The 15,424-nt window shown below is 62.4% G+C and carries 17 protein-coding genes, 1 tRNA gene and 1 riboswitch; of the genes, 10 read left to right on the top strand and 8 right to left on the bottom strand.

Features of this window, described 5'->3' with window-relative positions; genetic code table 11:
• Window positions 1-28: 28 nt before the first annotated feature.
• The 3 genes from FHX10_RS25795 to FHX10_RS25785 form a co-directional block, all read right to left on the bottom strand.
• Window positions 29-307, bottom strand: coding sequence for a sigma-70 family RNA polymerase sigma factor (locus FHX10_RS25795; RefSeq protein WP_184390564.1), 279 nt, complete (start codon window positions 305-307; stop codon window positions 29-31).
• Between the two features lie 236 nt (window positions 308-543).
• Window positions 544-729: a hypothetical protein gene (locus tag FHX10_RS25790; RefSeq protein ID WP_047614037.1), complete on the bottom strand. Its 186-nt coding sequence runs from the start codon at window positions 727-729 to the stop codon at window positions 544-546.
• A complete protein-coding gene (locus FHX10_RS25785) occupies window positions 726-917 on the bottom strand; it encodes a hypothetical protein (protein ID WP_047614454.1) in 192 nt (63 codons plus the stop codon). Before FHX10_RS25785 ends, FHX10_RS25790 begins: the two co-directional genes overlap by 4 nt.
• 140 nt (window positions 918-1,057) lie before the next feature.
• On the opposite strand from FHX10_RS25785, the gene FHX10_RS25780 reads away from it, so the two are divergent.
• A complete protein-coding gene (locus FHX10_RS25780) occupies window positions 1,058-1,705 on the top strand; it encodes a S24 family peptidase (RefSeq protein WP_007627142.1) in 648 nt (215 codons plus the stop codon).
• Between the two features lie 204 nt (window positions 1,706-1,909).
• On the opposite strand, the gene FHX10_RS25775 is transcribed toward FHX10_RS25780, so the two are convergent.
• Window positions 1,910-2,161 (bottom strand): hypothetical protein, encoded by a 252-nt coding sequence (locus FHX10_RS25775; protein ID WP_246781259.1) that lies wholly within the window; start codon window positions 2,159-2,161, stop codon window positions 1,910-1,912.
• Window positions 2,162-2,577: 416 nt separating this feature from the next.
• On the opposite strand from FHX10_RS25775, the gene FHX10_RS25770 reads away from it, so the two are divergent.
• From FHX10_RS25770 to FHX10_RS25760, 3 genes are read left to right on the top strand one after another with little or no spacing between them, the layout of a single operon-like run.
• The gene (locus FHX10_RS25770; protein ID WP_184390562.1) at window positions 2,578-2,841 is read left to right on the top strand and encodes a hypothetical protein; all 264 of its coding nucleotides are present in this window, start codon (window positions 2,578-2,580) and stop codon (window positions 2,839-2,841) included.
• 11 nt (window positions 2,842-2,852) lie between these two features.
• Window positions 2,853-3,092, top strand: coding sequence for a hypothetical protein (locus tag FHX10_RS25765; RefSeq protein WP_184390559.1), 240 nt, complete (start codon window positions 2,853-2,855; stop codon window positions 3,090-3,092).
• Window positions 3,089-3,313: a hypothetical protein gene (locus tag FHX10_RS25760; protein WP_184390557.1), complete on the top strand. Its 225-nt coding sequence runs from the start codon at window positions 3,089-3,091 to the stop codon at window positions 3,311-3,313. The genes FHX10_RS25765 and FHX10_RS25760 overlap by 4 nt, the downstream gene beginning before the upstream one ends.
• A 26-nt stretch (window positions 3,314-3,339) precedes the next feature.
• Here the strand turns inward: FHX10_RS25760 and FHX10_RS25755 are convergent, their stop codons facing one another.
• The gene (locus FHX10_RS25755; protein WP_184390555.1) at window positions 3,340-3,579 is read right to left on the bottom strand and encodes a DUF982 domain-containing protein; all 240 of its coding nucleotides are present in this window, start codon (window positions 3,577-3,579) and stop codon (window positions 3,340-3,342) included.
• A gap of 182 nt (window positions 3,580-3,761) precedes the next feature.
• On the opposite strand from FHX10_RS25755, the gene FHX10_RS25750 reads away from it, so the two are divergent.
• The 3 genes from FHX10_RS25750 (at window position 3,762) to FHX10_RS25740 (ending at window position 6,790) form a co-directional block, all read left to right on the top strand.
• The gene (locus FHX10_RS25750; RefSeq protein WP_184390552.1) at window positions 3,762-3,950 is read left to right on the top strand and encodes a hypothetical protein; all 189 of its coding nucleotides are present in this window, start codon (window positions 3,762-3,764) and stop codon (window positions 3,948-3,950) included.
• A gap of 9 nt (window positions 3,951-3,959) precedes the next feature.
• Window positions 3,960-4,979: a LuxR family transcriptional regulator gene (locus FHX10_RS25745; RefSeq protein WP_047614024.1), complete on the top strand. Its 1,020-nt coding sequence runs from the start codon at window positions 3,960-3,962 to the stop codon at window positions 4,977-4,979.
• Between the two features lie 224 nt (window positions 4,980-5,203).
• Complete coding sequence (locus FHX10_RS25740; protein WP_028757097.1) at window positions 5,204-6,790, top strand: hypothetical protein; 1,587 nt, start codon at window positions 5,204-5,206, stop codon at window positions 6,788-6,790.
• Window positions 6,791-6,875: 85 nt separating this feature from the next.
• Here FHX10_RS25740 and FHX10_RS25735 read toward each other — a convergent pair whose 3' ends face one another.
• Both FHX10_RS25735 and FHX10_RS25730 read right to left on the bottom strand, forming a co-directional pair.
• Window positions 6,876-8,168, bottom strand: a complete 1,293-nt coding sequence (locus FHX10_RS25735; protein WP_028757098.1) for a bifunctional folylpolyglutamate synthase/dihydrofolate synthase — start codon at window positions 8,166-8,168, stop codon at window positions 6,876-6,878.
• Between the two features lie 21 nt (window positions 8,169-8,189).
• Window positions 8,190-8,267, bottom strand: a riboswitch (ZMP/ZTP riboswitch).
• Between the two features lie 294 nt (window positions 8,268-8,561).
• Window positions 8,562-8,638 (bottom strand) — tRNA-Pro (locus FHX10_RS25730).
• 262 nt (window positions 8,639-8,900) lie between these two features.
• On the opposite strand from FHX10_RS25730, the gene FHX10_RS25725 reads away from it, so the two are divergent.
• The 3 genes from FHX10_RS25725 to FHX10_RS25715 all read left to right on the top strand — a co-directional run bounded on the left by FHX10_RS25725 (window position 8,901) and on the right by FHX10_RS25715 (window position 11,498).
• The gene (locus FHX10_RS25725) at window positions 8,901-9,308 is read left to right on the top strand and encodes a hypothetical protein (RefSeq protein ID WP_028757099.1); all 408 of its coding nucleotides are present in this window, start codon (window positions 8,901-8,903) and stop codon (window positions 9,306-9,308) included.
• 446 nt (window positions 9,309-9,754) lie between these two features.
• Window positions 9,755-10,960, top strand: a complete 1,206-nt coding sequence (locus FHX10_RS25720) for a TCR/Tet family MFS transporter (RefSeq protein WP_028757100.1) — start codon at window positions 9,755-9,757, stop codon at window positions 10,958-10,960.
• A 253-nt stretch (window positions 10,961-11,213) separates the two neighbouring features.
• Window positions 11,214-11,498 (top strand): GIY-YIG nuclease family protein, encoded by a 285-nt coding sequence (locus FHX10_RS25715; protein ID WP_028757101.1) that lies wholly within the window; start codon window positions 11,214-11,216, stop codon window positions 11,496-11,498.
• A 443-nt stretch (window positions 11,499-11,941) separates the two neighbouring features.
• Here the strand turns inward: FHX10_RS25715 and FHX10_RS25710 are convergent, their stop codons facing one another.
• Entirely contained in the window at window positions 11,942-15,337 is a 3,396-nt protein-coding gene (locus tag FHX10_RS25710) for an acyl-[ACP]--phospholipid O-acyltransferase (protein WP_028757102.1), read from the bottom strand.
• Between the last annotated feature and the right edge of the window lie 87 nt (window positions 15,338-15,424).

Raw genomic sequence — 15,424 nt, 5'->3', positions numbered from 1 at the left:
GTTCCTTTCCCGATTGAGATGGCCGGCCTCAAACCCGCAGCCGCCGTCGGCCGCCGGCGAAATTGACCGGCGTGCCCGGCTTGAGGGGGCGGCGGGGAAAGCGGCGAATCTCCGCGCCGGCATGGTCCTGCTGGGCGGTGTCGCCCTTCTCGGCGCTTCGAAGCGTGTGGATCTCGGTTTCGACGGACGGCACCGACACGCCGAGGATGGCAGCGATTTCGATATAGTCCCGGCCGGAGCGGAAGAGCTCGAGCGCGTTCATGTGGGTGCCTTGCTGCGCCGGGGCGGCCTTGAGCTGGAAGCTCATCGCTTGATCCTTCTTTCGAACGCGGTTCGCCGTTCCCGCCGAAGCGGGTGCTGCCAACGTCTTTGATTTTTCACGGATGACGACCGGAGCCCGGCTCTGTTGCGGAGCAAAAGCTCCGGTCGTCTGCCAGGCCGCCGCCTGGGTCGGGCACGAGCGCGCCCGGCGGGCACGACATCGTCGCGCCCGGGATGCCGGCGTCGCCGAGGGAGGGCAACGACGCCAGCCACCGATAGCCGTCAGGGAGGAGTGAGGCTGTCGGGATCGGGGATCGGAAGAGCGCCGGGGGCGATCTCCCGCAGCTCTTTCGGGCTGGTCGGCCGGCTGCAAGTCTCGCAGTGGCGCTCGATCACCTCGGCGATCGACAGCGCTTTGCCGCAATTCGGGCAGCCGGTGTAGCGGGCGGGCGGGGTGGAGATGGTCACAGCGACTCCACCTCCCGGTTGGCGTTCAGCACCTGCTGCAGGGCCTTGGCGAGGAAGGGGATATCCTCGTTGCGAACTGGTATCGCGGACATCCGCCCTCCCCTTGGGCCTTGCGGCCGGTGAATGACGACGCCGGTCGGCACGACGTCCATGGCGAGCCTATCCTCCGAGGAAATGGTGAACCTCATGGCGTCTCCTCCAGTCCGAAAGGCTGGCCCGTTGTTGATGATGTCGGTGTTTGTCATGGCGATTAGGGTACAATTAATACCCGATATGTCAAGCACATTAGGGCATGACATGTACCTTAATTTAGGGTATTTTTTATATCATGTTGAAAGATCAGGAACAATTTGAACGCGAAGAACGCGCAAAGCGCCTCGTCATGGCCAGGAAGAATGCTGGCTTTGCCGGGCCGAAGGCGATCGTCGATCGGTTCGGCTGGAATGCGAATGTCTACAAGGCGCATGAATCCGGCCGTAACGGCTTCGGCATCGCCGATGCGAAGAAGTATGCCCGCGCTTTCAAGGTCAATCTCAACTGGCTGCAGTTCGGCACCGGCAACGCGCTCGATCCCGATGAGCTGCCGGTCTCCGTCGCCGATGTGCCGAAGATCTCCTGGGTCAGCGCCGGCCAGCTCAGCGAGCAGGCGCCGATCACCGACTTCTCGGAATTCCCGACGGTCGCCGCCCTCGATCTGCCCGATGGCGAATGGATCGCGCTCGAGGTCGAGGGCAATTCGATGAACAAGATCTCGCCGCCGGGCTCGATCATCTTCGTCAATCTGCGCGACAAGCGCCTGGCGCCGAACGCGCTCTATGTCGTCGCCGACGAAACGGGCGCCGCGACCTACAAGCGCTATCGCCCGAACGACAACCCGCCCTTCCAGCCCGCCTCCTACGAGGACGTGCCGCCGCCGGAATTCCAGGGCGCCGTCACCATCGTCGGTCGCGTCCGCCGATCGATCATCGAGATGTAGGGATGAGAGCGCAAGGCGCGGAAACGATGCCGCGAATCAATCAAATTCAATAGAAAAAACAGGATGATCCGCCCTTCATCGCGCGCCGGCAGAATCTGATTCTACATCGTCACGGCGGCGGTGCTTCTCCTGGCATACAGCGCGGCGCGGGAGATGTACGGCCTGTAGGATTTCGCTCCGAAGCTCGCCGATCCCCAGCCGGGATCACGAGGGATATCGGGACGACGCATCCTCTGAAGCCACAAATTGCGGAAGCTCCGGATGCCGTTCGCGCACCACTCGCGACACCGCCACCAGGATGGACCGGATGGCGGCGGGAAACATATCCTTCGGCAGCTTCTCCTCCCACGGATCGTAGAACTCGGTGATGCCAGGCCCGCCTCGATCACCTCGTCGGTGATTTCGATGTCGCTGCGCATGGCCGGCCTCTTTTTTTCTCGTAGCTTCATACTCCAACTTCAGTTCTCATTCCTCTCTCTTCAGCTTAGGAGGAGAAGGTTCCTGAAGGCTGGTGAGGGAGGGTTCCGGCCAAAGCTTCCCCCTACCCCATGAGCAAAGCCCATGAAGCCGGGAGAGCATTGGCCAAGTCCTGAAGGCCGGAGCCGGGATGGGACACGTGCCAGAGGGGCCATTCGCTTCGCCCTCGTCCTGATTTTCTGACAGCGCACTTAAGGACTTTCGCTTCCCGCGCCGCTGGGCTTCGTCAGCTCGGGAGTTGCACCCGGTCGCCCAATCACTTGATCAAGACATACGCCTACGATTCGTACCTCGTCAATCCAAGAGGTATTTTTTATACCTTTTTCCGTTGACGGGATCGGGTATAATAAATACCTTAACCTCACAAGCCGACCAGAGGCGCGAGAGGACAGGCGATGCAGCACATTCGCAAGATCGAGACAGAGGAGAGCAAGCGGGACGCCCGCTGGAATGCGGCGCGCACGATGGGCGACTGCCGCGCCTATATGGCCAACGAGGCCCAGCGCATGGGCGCCCTCGGCTTTGCCTTCCTGCGCCGTCCCGAACATTCGATCCGCGGCCCGTCCTGGCTGCGGGGCGCTGCGGCAAGCGTCGAGGAGCACTACCGCTATGCCCGCGAGATCATGGGCATCACCGACAATGATCAGCTTTACGCCTGAGGGGAACGGAGATGTCTGCCGCCAATCCCACATCCGAACCATCGACCGAGCGCCCTTCCCGTCCCGCCGCCCGGTGGGCCGGAGCAAGCGAAAAGACCCGTGCCACGGCCCGCTTCACCGCAGGGGCACCCGATCTCCTGGAGGCGCTGGTGGAGGCCGAACGCTTTTTCCACGGCAGCGACGATCACGGCTGCCCGCTTCACCAGAAAATCCTCGCCGCCATCGATACGGTGAAAGGCGGCGCATCATGAGCGATTGCCTGATCAAGGCCTTTTCCGGCTGCGCCTGCCCACCCGGTGACTGCGCGCAAAAGCCCGTCACCCCGGCGCCGGTCACCTTCGTCTCGTGGCGGACCCAGGCGATCGCCTGTCTCGCCTTCGGTTTCCTCGCGGCGATCATCTCGGCCGCCTGGATGGAGACACAGTTCAAAACCCGGGATCTGCGAAACCAGGAGCATGTGTCATGGAAGTGAGCCAGGGCTTTTGCCGACACCGCCGGTCAGGAACTGAACTTGATGTCGCTCGCCTTCGCCGCGGTAATGAACGCCCGCCGCACCTGCTCGGGCCCGGCGACATCATTGAACACGTCGAGCACAAGCCGTTCGGCCGCCTTCGCCGCCGGCGTCTGCTCGGGCCAATCATTCAGCAAGGTGTTGCCGGCCTGAACAACATTATAGACCGTCCTCACCTTGCCATTGATGGTGATCTTCACCGGCTTGAACCTTCGTCGTTTGCTCATGATGCATCCCCTCACGCTGGAAATACGCGACTCAACGAATCACCGCGGGACTCGTTCCGGTTGAGATGATTCTTCGTTCGCCAGCCGGGCGCCGAGCGCGATGTCCTCCGTCTGCATGACAGGGCCCGGCTCGGATGCGTGCGAGAATGCGGCAGATGAAGCCCGAACCGGGAGGCAACACAATGGACCTTCAGAGTCTCGTCGCCGCGCACATGCCAAACCGCCGCCGCCCCACGCCGATGGGCGCCGCGGCCGAGTACCGATACTACCGAAATCAGATCACCCTGCCGCGCCTGAGGCTTCGGCTACTCGGGCTGACTGCCGCGACCGCCGGCCTGACGCTGCTGCTGGCCGGCGTCATCCACACATGAGGTGCCGTCATGCTCCGACAGACCGATCATGCTATGCTGCGATCCGTTGTGGGGGACCGCGCGATGGACGACAGCGAGGCTGACCGGGCGGCGATCATGGCCGTGATCCGCGCCGAAACCGAGGCCTGGCTGCAGCGGGACTTCGAGGCGCTGGCGAGCCACTGGGTGCAGTCGCCGCAGACCCGGCGGATGGAATATTTCGCTTCGCTCGGCGTCCGGGTGGACGAAGGCTGGGACCCGATCGCCGCGCGGATCAGGAAGATCGTCGAGCGATTCCCGGAGAAATATGCCTTTTCGGAGCGCGTCCGCTGGGAAAAGGTCAACATCGTCGTCGACGGCAACATGGCCTGGATGACCTTCGATCAGATCGGCAGCGACACCGGCGAAGATCGCAAGCGCCAGCTGCGGATCCTCCAGCGGATCGACGGCGCCTGGAAGATCGGCTGCATGGTGATGATGGAGAGCAGCGTCGAGGAGGCGAACTGCCCGCTGATCGAGGTCGACACGGATGCCAGGATCCTCTGGACGAACCGGCTGGCGCGGGAGCGGATGCACGGCCATCCCGGGCTCGTCGCCGCCGCCGGCCGCCTGCGTGCCCGGCAGCGCGAACACGACGCAGCACTGCGGGAGGCGGTGCGCCTGGCGTTCCGCGAGCTGCAGAGCCAGAGGCCGCTGAACATCGCGCCGAAGCAGGCCTGGGCGGTGGCGCTTGGCGAAGACGCGGCCGGGATTCCGCTCCACTGCTGGGTTCTGCTCGAGGACGGCAAGGCGCTGGTCTCCTTCGACGACGCCGAGACTGTGGTGCGCCGGATCGCGAGCGCGCGGGAGGTCTTCGGCCTCTCGCCGGCGCAGACCCGGCTTGCCCGCCTGATCGTCGATGGCCACGATCTCGCAGCCGCCGCCGATCTGCTCGGGGTCAGTGTCAACACGTTGCGCACCCAGCTACAGCGCATCTTCGACAAAACCGGCGTACGCAACCAGGCGGCATTGGTACGGGCGCTGCTGAGCGCTGGGGCTCCGAGCACATAGCCTCGACCGCCGGCCCTGTGTGGCATCCCCACCAACCCAACCTTTCGATCTCGGCCATGATGCGCCGATCAGGCGATACGGTCTTCTCGAACTTGTTCGTCCAGAATTCCGTGTTGGACTTGGGTGTCGTCGCTAATTGCATCCGCACCGATCTGAACCTGATCTAAACCCGACCCTCCAAAAGAGATCGTGATATGGTTGGAGTCCAATTTGGAGAGGGGGCTATGCTGAAAAATCCTATCGTTGGACTGGCGGTTGGCGCGCTTATGGTTTTTGCGACCCACGCAGCAGCGACTGCCGATCCGCTCCCCAAAGGTTTTGAGCGCCACAAGTTCAACGGATCGGTCAGACCTGAGGTCAAGGGCGGCGTGACCCGGTTTGAAATATTCGACCGTCAGTGTTCCAACGTCGACTATGGAGATGGACGGGGCGAAAATGATTGTCGCAATGGCAACGTCCGCTCCACGATTCGCTATACGCGAGACATGAGGGTTGGCGAAAGCGTCGAATACAAGTTTGATTTCCGGCTCGATCCGACTTTTGCCTACAAAGGCTGGCACAACAACTCCGCAAATGGCTTTTATCCCGACGGCTGGGACAGCCATTTGCGTTTCGCGTCCTGGGAAGGACCGGCAATCCACAATTTCATCTACATGCTGAAGGCCGACACGCGCAACGGCGTCAACTTTCTCGCCCGTCAGTGCCAAAAACCGGAAGATTTCGGCAAATGGGCGACATTCTCGCTGAAAATCCGATGGGCAAACGATGACAGCGGATGGGTTACGGCAAGCTGCGACAACAAGGTGATCTACGCCGCCGAAGGCGAAGCAACCAACCAGGCTCCGCATTGCTGGGAATCGAACGAGTGCGAGCCGCAATCAAACCGCGACCCAAAATCATTCAACTTCATTCTCGGCCCGGTGATGATGGGTTGGGGCAATGAATGGAAGAACTATGACCATCATACGTCCCAGTTTGACGTGGTGCAGCCGGATGGTATCGGCATCGATGTCCGCAATGTCAGTGTAACCCGCGGCGTCAGCGTCTATTCCGCCGAACAAGCAGTTTTGCTCAAGACGTTGCAGCAGCAACTGGCTCATTTGGGCTGCAAGCCAGGGAATGTTGAGGGCAAGCCTGACAAGGCAACACGGCAAGCCGCTCTCTCTTGCCGCAAGTTCGAGAGCGGTTCGCTTCCCCAAGCGCTCAATCTCACGACACTGCGAGCCTTCGCTGACGCCTATGCCAAGCCGGAGACCGCCAGTCTGCCTTCAGGCAACGCCGCGGCTGGTACCGAAAACGTTTCGTCAAAACCGAGGACCTATATCAAGCTGGGCGAAATGCTTGCCATGAAGACAGGCAAGGACACCAAGGTGAATTCCAACTTCTATGGCAAGATCAAAGGCGCCAAGAAGGGGCAGAACGAGCTGGACTTCATCGTACTGGGTCAGTTCGACTACACCGACAACACTTTCAGCCAGCTGTCATTTCTTCTGCAAGACAATCTCTCCAAGGCCGAAGTGAATGCCGCGGCCAAGTGCGGCTATGGGACGATCAGATTTCCAGATGGCACAGATCATTTGGAGATCGGCATGAAACGTTCAGGAAACTCATTCTCGTCCCCACCAAGAACTGACTGCTTGATTCAAGCGCTCGGCAAACGACCGGCATCGCAGGTTCCCTACCTCACGACCGGGTTTGCCGATCTGGCTAAATCAATGGTTTCCGACGGCGGTTGGAAGAAACTGAGGCATGAAGGTCTGAAGATATTTGTCAAACGTGTTGCGGATGGTGAAATCACAGTCGGCGGCTGAGATCGCAGCACAGCGTCGCACGTTCCATCGGCGGCGGCTTCTTCTCCACCGCGTTCCGGTCGGAGTCATTCACACCCGCTCGGGCTCACGCCGCACGGATAATGCCGACGAGATAAAGCGATCCCGTCACGAGAACCCATGCGCCCGATTCCGCGGCGCCGGCCAGTGCTTCCTGATAGGCCTCGAGCGGGTCCGGCACGACGATGCTCAGCAGCCCGAGGCTGTCTGCAATCGTCTTCAGCTGTTCCGGCGAACGCGATCTGGCGCCGACGGTGGTGAAGATGATCGATATATCGTGGCGCGTCATCGTCGACAGCAAGCCTGCCGCGTCCTTGTCTTCCGCGATTGACACGACGGCAATGCAGGGAGCGCGGTACTTTTCTTCCTGCGAGAGGTCGCTCAGAACCGCAGCAAGGTTGAAGGGAACATGCGCGCCGTCCAGCACCACGTTGACCTTATCGCCGTGGCTGGTGACGACGGCGATTTTTTCGAGCCGTCCCGGCAGGCGGGCAGCTTCGATCGTCGAGGGATCGAGGAGCTGTGCTCCAAGAGGCTCCGACACCGCGCCTGCGCCCTTTGTCATGACGCCCATTTTTCCGAGGACATCCAGAACCGCTGCCGCCACGGCAACATTCCGCTGCTCAATCGTTGCGTCGGCCGGCACCATGGGGCGTCGCACGGCAGAGCCGAGTTCTGCTGCCCGGGCGGATATGACGGCGCCTGCCTCGTCCGCCTCCGGCAGGAGGGTGACGACCGTTGTGCCGGGCTTTATGATTCCCGCCTTCTCGAAAGCAATGGCGGCGCGGGTTTTGCCGAGGATTTCGGTGTGCTCGAGATCGATATTGGTGATAACGGCGACATCGCTTTGAACGATATTGGTCGAGTCCCACCGCCCTCCAAGTCCGGTTTCGAGAACGGCCCACTCCACGCCTTCCATGCTGAAGATCAGCAAGGCCGAAACCGTCAGGATATCGAACCAGGTTGCTCCCTGCGCGGCTGTCGCCTCTCGCCTTGCGTCTTTGAATGCCGCCAGCGCTGCCCCAAGCGCGTCCGCCAGGCGCTCCTCGCCGACCGGACGGCCATCAATGCTGACCCGCTCGGTGATGTGCATGACATGCGGCGAGGCATATCGCCCGACGGCGAAGCCCGCCTGCGCAAGACCCGCCTCGATCAGGGCGCAAGTCGAGCCTTTGCCCTTGGTGCCGGCCACATGGACGATACGAAAGCTGTTCTGGGGATCGCCAAGCCGACGGGCGAGATCGCGCATCGGCTCCAGATCGACCCGCATATCGCCGCGCGGGCGGCGTTCCCAATTCGTGAGTTGATCAAGTTCGGCTAGACAATTCGCAAGCCGTTCACTTTCGATGCGGGACGACATGGGACACCTTCGCAAAAATGATCCAGATGCCCAGGCGAGCGGCCAAATTCCCACGCTCCCCGGTGGTATCCACCTTCATCGCCAGTCACGCAGGCCTCGATGCTAGCATAGATGAGTCCGAAATCCAGAGCGGCGCTCGTGCGGTCCGCAAATTGCGCTTGGGGCACCTGGATGGAGACGCAGCTCAAAACCTGGGATCGGCTCGAACTTCGATTCTTGCGTTGCCGATGCACCGAGCTTCCGCCAGCCGCGCTTCGGTTATACCTTCCTGCAGAAAAATTATAACCGGAGAAGGACGGGTTTTCGGGCGGTTGACCTCGCTCCGGTGAATCCGGGGGACTTTGGGCTGAGATCAGCAGAAACGAAAAACCCCGCCGGAGCGGGGTTTCTAGCTGGTCGGAGTGGAGTGATTCGAACACTCGACCCCCACGTCCCGAACGTGGTGCGCTACCAGACTGCGCTACACTCCGTGACCAGCGGCGCTTCTATAGAACAGCCTATCTGGTTGCACAAGCACCAAATTCCAAAAAACCGGCGGAATTTTTGACGGTGACGTGACAGGCTCGAGATCACGCGACTGCAGCAAAAAGCCACACTTCCCGCAAATCGAACGGAAGTCTCAAACGGGCAATTTTCTTTTGCCGGGTTCCGCGCTAAAGGGCAGACGGGACAGGCGAAACCGCTCACGAGGGCGGGCTTCGCAGCCAATGCGCTAGAGATCAGGACGACACGATGAATTTCCGCACCATGACCGCGGCCGGGCTTGCAATTGCGCTTGCCGGATGCACGACCATTCCTTCCGCCGGCAATCCGATCGAGGCCCGCTGGGTCGGCAAATCGGCCGGCATCTTCTTTGCCGCCTACGGGCCGCCGATCAGCGACAGCGAGCAAGGCTCGACCACCGTCTATACCTGGCGCGGCGGCTACAAGACCGTGCGCATTCCGGCGAAATACGCCGAAGGCGCCGACGGTAAGCGCGGCAAGCAGATCGCGTCCGCCCGCACCGCCTATCTGCGCTGCCAGGCGGAAATCACCACCAGCTCCGATTACACGATCCGCGACATCCGCACCGTCGCCGATATCCCTGGCGTCAACGGCCCGTCCTATTGCGCCGAGTTCCTGGCGCCGGAACAGAAGTAACGGACGCTTCGTCCGAAGCAGCTCACAGGCGGCCCCAGGTGCCGCCTGTTTTCGTTCGCGGCTGCTGCTTCTGCCGCAAGCCGGCTTCTGCACGAAGAGCAGATTCCGCCAGGTCCGCCGTTGCAGCGGATGGCCCATCGACCCCGCTCTCAATATCCCGACAGCCCGCAACCAAATCCGGCGCAAAAAGGGGCTTGTCGCATTCAGCCCTCCGGCGTATCTATTGCCCGTCGCGAAAAGCGGCTGCCTCCCTTGATCCGCTCAGTGGCGGAGTAAACAGGTGGACGAATGGTCGTCCAGGTGGTCGAGCACACGCCATTCATGCCTTTGCAGCATGGATCGGCCAGCACCTCCCAGAAACCAAACGCCTGATCAGCTCAGGCCTCATCGTGAGTCCATTGGCGCTCGAACGGCGCTCGTGCGCTTGCGTCGACCCGGAACGCGCCATGACCAGATCCCTTATCGTCATTTTCACCGCCATTGTCCTCGATGCCGTCGGCATCGGCCTGATCTTCCCCATCCTGCCCGCGCTGCTGCGCGATATCACCCATGCCGAAAACGTCGCGGCCTATATCGGCACGCTGACCGCGCTCTATGCGGTCATGCAGTTCATTTTCGCGCCGGTGCTCGGGGCCCTCAGCGACCGGATCGGCCGCCGGCCGGTGCTGTTGATTTCGCTCGCCGGCGCTGCCGTCAACTATCTGTTCCTCGCCTTTGCGGCCAATCTGCCGATGCTGTTTCTCGGCCGCGCCATCGCCGGCCTGACGAGCGCCAACGTGTCGGTGGCGACCGCCTATATCACCGACATCTCGCCCGAGGCGAAGCGCGCCCGCCGCTTCGGGCTTTTCAACGCCATGTTCGGCCTCGGCTTCATCATCGGCCCGGTCGCCGGCGGCGTCCTCGGTGATCACTGGCTGCGGCTGCCCTTCATGGCGGCGGCCGCGCTCAATGGCTTGAACCTGCTGCTCGCCTTCTTCGTCCTGCCGGAATCGCGCCCCGGCAGCCGGGAGAAGATCGCGCTTTCGGCGCTCAATCCGCTGAAGCCGCTGCACGCGGTGCTGGAGGTCAAAAGCCTGCTGCCTGTCGTCACCCTCTTCTTCATCTTCAGCGCCACCGGCGAGGCCTACGGCACCTGCTGGGCGCTCTGGGGCAGCGACGCCTTCCATTGGAGCGGGCTTTCGATCGGCCTTTCCCTCGGCGCCTTCGGCATCTGCCAGACGCTGACCCAGGCCCTCCTTCCGGGACCGGCGGTCAAATTGCTCGGCGAACGCGGGGCAATCCTGACCGGCATCGCCGGCGCCGCGATGGCGCTGACCGTCATGGCCTTTGCCGGCCAGGGCTGGATGATCTTTTCGATCATGCCGGTCTTCACGCTCGGCGGCATCGGCGTGCCGGCGCTGCAGTCGCTCGCCAGCCGGCAGGTGGATGAGAGCAGGCAAGGCCAGTTCCAGGGCGTGCTCGCCTCGGTCGTCAGCCTCGCCTCGATCGTCGCGCCGCTTGGCTTCTCCAGCGTCTATTTCCTCGTCCGCCAGGCATGGCCGGGCGCAATCTGGCTCTCGGTCGTCGCCGTCTATGCGCTGGCCGTGCCGCTCATTCTTGCTCTCAGGCTGAAGAATCCGACGCCGACCGCGGCAAGCGGGCCGACGCCATAGGCCACCGCCCTCGGCGCGTGCCGCATGGATCCCAGGGTCAAGCCCTGGGATGACGGAGGTGGTGGAAACGTGTGCGACAAATAGCGAGGTGTGCAGCGTTTATCGAATTGCCGATTTACGCCATGCCAATGCAAAACTGCTCGTGCACCTTGCTGAAATTCATCCAGACGTCCCGCCTCTTGCCAATTGCCCTCCCCAAACTCCGGCATCCCAGGGCTTGACCCTGGGATCCACAGCCACGCACTCTGCCGGAATGGCGGGATATGTTTACATCGTCACCAATCAGAAAAATGGCACGCTCTATATCGGCGTGACATCCGATCTGGAGCGCCGCATCTATGAGCATCGCGAGGGGCTGACGCCGGGCTTTGCCTGGAAATACGGATGCACCCGTCTCGTCTGGTATGAGGAGCACTGGGACATCGGCAGTGCGATCCAGCGCGAGAAGTCGTTGAAGCGATGGTACCGGCAATGGAAGATCGACCTGGTCGAAACCATGAATCCCGAGTGGGACGATCTTTATCTTACGTTGTGGTGATGCCGGCTGCGTCTTCTGGGGTGCTCTGCGCATGGATCCCAGGGTCAAGCCCTGGGATGACGGAGGGTGGGGGAAACGTGTGCGACAAATAGCGAAGTGTGCAGCATTTATCGGATTGCCGATTTAAGCCATGCAAATGCAAAACGGCTCGTGCATCTCCCTGAAATTCCTCCAGACGTTCCGCCTCTTGCCAATTGCCCTCCCCAAACTCCGTCATCCCAGGGCTTGACCCTGGGATCCACAACCCGGCACGAGGCTTCAAAATTTACCCCAGTTGGATGCCATCCCAGTCCACCAGTGCCAGCCGCATGGATCCCAGGTCAAGCCCTGGGATGACGGAGGGAGGCGGTGCTTGAATACCCCTCTGCCCTACCAGGCCCAGGGTCGAGCCACGGGGCCGGCAGGCCAGCGGGGGCCACGCGAGACCCCCGAACCCTACGCCCTCACGCCGCCTCCCCCGCCTGCACCGCAGCTTCCGCCAGCTTCCGCGCCGCGACGAAATCTACCTTGCCGGAGCCGAGCACCGGCACCTTGCCGATATTGACCTCGGCCGGGACCATCATGTCCATGGCGCCCCTGGATTTGGCGAAGGCGAGGAATTCGGCGCGGGTGGCGGTGGGGGCGTCGGTCAGGAGCACCAGGCGCTCGCCCTTCTTGGCGTCGGGCAGCGAGGAGACGACCGACAGCGCGCCCGGCCAGAGCTCGGCGGCCAGCGTCTCGACGGCGGCGAGCGAGATCATTTCGCCGCCGATCTTGGCGAAGCGTTTGGCGCGGCCGCGGATCTTGACGAAACCGTCCTCGTCGATGGTGACGATGTCGCCGGTGTCGTGCCAGCCGTCGGCGAGCGGCTCGAGCACGCCGGGCTTTTCGGCACGGAGGTAGCCGGCCATGACATTGGCGCCGCGCACATGCAGCCGGCCGCCCTCATCGATGCCGGGCACCGGTTCGAGCTTCCATTCCATGCCCGGCAGGATTTTGCCGACCGTGCCTGACTTGTTGTACATCGGTGTGTTGATCGAAATCACAGGCGCGGTCTCGGTGACGCCGTAACCTTCCAGGATGCGCAGGCCGAATTTTTCCATATAGGTCTGGCGGGTGGCGGCCTTCACCGGCTCGGCGCCCGAGAAGATGTAGCGGATCGAGCGGAAGTCGTAAGGATGCGCCGTCCTGGAATAACCGTTGAGGAAGGTATCGGTGCCGAAGATGATCGTGGCGTTGGAGACATAGATCAGCTCCGGCACGATGCGGTAATGCAGCGGCGACGGATAGAAATAGACCGGCACGCCCGAGATCAGCGGCAGCACAGTGCCCGCCGTCAGCCCGAAAGAATGGAAGACCGGCAGGATGTTGAACACCTTGTCGCCGCTGTGGAAATCGATGCGGGCGGCGGCCTGGGCGGCGTTCGACAGGATGTTGCGGTGGGTCAGCACCACGCCCTTCGGCGTGCCCTCGGAGCCCGAGGTGAAGAGGATGACGGCCGGATCATCCGGCTTACGCTTCACCAGCGGCCGCGCCTTCCTGAGATAACCCAGGATCTTGTCCTTGAGGCCGATTTCGGCCCGGAGATCATCGAGCCAGACGATCGTCACCTGCTTTTCCATCTCCTCGATGACAGGTCCGAGCTTGGCCTGGGTGACGAAGGCGCGCGAGGTCAGCACATGCCTGACTTCGGCGGCCTTGCAGGCGGAGAGGATATTGGCGGCGCCGGCAGTGAAGTTCAGCATCGCCGGCACCTTGCCCGCCGTCATGACGCCGAGCAGCGTGGCGGCCGCACCATTGGCATTCGGCAGCATGACGCCGAGGTTGGTTTCCGGGAAGCGGGCGCGGAATTTGGCGCCGAGCACGGCCGCCCCTGTGAGCAGCTTGCCATAGGTCAGCCGGCCGGTGACCGGATCTTCGACGGCGAGCTTGCCCATGCCGAATTCATGGCCGGCCTGAATGACGCGGTCGAGCACGGTCGACGAGGTATCGGCGGTCTGGAACAGCAGGTTCGACATCACCTGATAGAGGGCGGCACCCGCCGCCGTGCGGCGCTTGCGGCCTTTCAGCTCCGGCGGCACTTCCAGCTTCACCGGTTCGAGAATGGTGACCTTGACCTTGGGGAACAGCCGGCGGCGGATCTTGCCGTTGTCGAGATAGGAGAGATAGCTCTTCTCCAGCCCGTCGATCTTCACCGGCACGACCATCGAGCCTGTTTTGTCGGCGACCATGGCGGCGCCATCATAGACCTTCATCAGCGTGCCGGTCACCGTCAGGCGGCCTTCGGGGAAGATGCCGATCGGGCTGCCATCCTGCACCACCTTGATCAGCGAGCGCGTCGCCATCGGCTTGGTCGGGTCGAGCGGCAGGAATTTGCACATCTTCAGGAAGGGCCGCACCCACCAGGCCTGGGCGATCTTGTAGTCGACGGCAAAGGTGGGCTCTTCCTCGGTGATGGCAAGCGCCAGGGCGCCATCGAGCAGGCTGACATGGTTGAGGGCAATGATCGGCGCGCGGCCGGCCTTCTTGATATTCTCCAGCCCTTCGACCTCAAGCCGCATGAAGGCGCGGAACAGGATCGAGATGAAATCGCGGAAGGGATTGGTCGGCAGCGTCTTCAGCATCAGCCAGGCGACGGCGAAATTGATGATGCCGAGGCCGATCAGGATCTGCGGAATGGAGGCGCCGAGCGCCTGGATGGCGGCGACCAGGCCGAGGCCGACGGTGATGAACAGCGCCGACAGCACATTGGCGGCGCCGATGACGCGGGCGCGGCGGTCCTCATGCGCCCAGGTCTGCAGGGCGGCGAAGGTGGGCACGGCGATGAAGGCGCCTGATATGGCCATGCCGGCGAGATCGATGGCGACGCGGATGGTATTCTGGCCGGCAAAGAAACCAGCGATCGTCGTCGCGTGGCTTGTGGAAACCAGGCCCCAGAGGTTCCAGGCGAGATCGAGGCTGAAGAGGCCAAGCAGCGCCGTGCCGACCGGGGCCGGCAGCAGCACGATGCGGCCCGACGACATCCAGGCGGCAATGGCCGAACCGACGGCAACGGCGATGGCAAAGACGGTGAGATAGGCCGGCACGACGAGCTCGGAGCCGCCGAGCAGCTCGGTCACCATGGTCGGCAGGATGGAGAGAACGAAGGCGCCGACCAGCCAGAACCAGCAGTTCATCAGCGCCGAACGCCACAGCCGTTTATCCTCGCGGATTTCCTTGACGAGGGTGTAGCTGGAGCGGATGACATTGCGGTCGATCTCCAGATCCGGCGCCTTGGAGCCGGTCGGCGGGATCATCCGGCTGGCAAGCCAGCAGAGCACCGAAAGCCCCATCATCATCGTGCCGAAGATCAGCACGTTTTCACCGCCGGAGAAGGCGAGCGCGGCGATGATCGTGCCGGCGAGGATGGCGATGAAGGTGCCGCCTTCGATCCAGGCATTGGCCTTCGGCAGGTCGCGGCGTTCGAGGTGATCAGGCAGGATGCCGTATTTGATCGGCCCGAACAGCGCCGAAACGATGCCGAAGCCGAACAGCGCCGCCATCAGCACGAAGATCGACGAGAAGGCGAGGCCAACGACGGCCAGGGCGGCGACCGCGATCTCGCAGCGTTTCAGCAGCTCGGCGATTTTGGCCTTGTCGTGCTTGTCGGCGAGTTCGCCGCCGAGTGCGGAGAGCAGCAGGAAGGGCACGATGAGGATGACGCCGGCGAGCGTCACCAGGGCGGCGCCCTCACTGGCCGACATCTTGAAGAGAATGAGGAACACCAGGGTGTTCTTGAGGAAATTGTCGTTGAAAGCCGTCAGGAACTGGGTCCAGAACAGCGGCGCGAATTTCCTGGAGGTCATCAGATTGTTTTGCACGGCGGGTCCCTCTTTCGACTGGCAGAGAAGGCCACAGAGTTGTTACGCAAAAGTTGAATGCGATAACAACTCTGCGCTGTGGTTAAC

Source organism: Rhizobium sp. BK591 (assembly GCF_014195045.1).
Classification (GTDB): domain Bacteria; phylum Pseudomonadota; class Alphaproteobacteria; order Rhizobiales; family Rhizobiaceae; genus Rhizobium; species Rhizobium anhuiense.
Note: the sequence above shows the minus strand (reverse complement) of the source record. Positions and strands in the feature narration are given on the sequence as shown.